The organism is Algoriphagus oliviformis, from assembly GCF_017254915.1.
Classification (GTDB): domain Bacteria; phylum Bacteroidota; class Bacteroidia; order Cytophagales; family Cyclobacteriaceae; genus Algoriphagus; species Algoriphagus oliviformis.
On sequence record NZ_JAFKCT010000091.1, the window covers coordinates 1 to 283 of the forward strand.

The following is a 283-nucleotide window of genomic DNA, read 5'->3' on the forward strand; positions in this document are numbered from 1 at the left end:
GGGCAATCCATGATGGCGGCTATCTCTTCGTAGCTTAGACCATCCAACTCCCGCAGGGTAATCGCCATGCGAAGATCCTCAGGGAGAGACTCAATGGTACGGAAAACTATCTGTCTCAGCTCTTCTGACAACATTAAGTTCTCAGGGTTCGAAATTTCTTTCAGTGCGCCCGCACTTTCGTAATTTTCCGCATCGTTGGCGTCCACATCACTGGATGGCGGACGGCGCCCCTGAGCAACCAGATAATTCTTTGCCGTGTTCACGGCGATTCGATACAACCAGG

General features: G+C 51.6%; 1 protein-coding gene. It reads right to left on the reverse strand.

Annotation, left to right across the window (positions count from 1 at the left end):
- The coding region (locus J0A68_RS23405) for a sigma-70 family RNA polymerase sigma factor (protein WP_498371318.1) at nt 1-283 on the reverse strand (283 nt) is incomplete at both ends.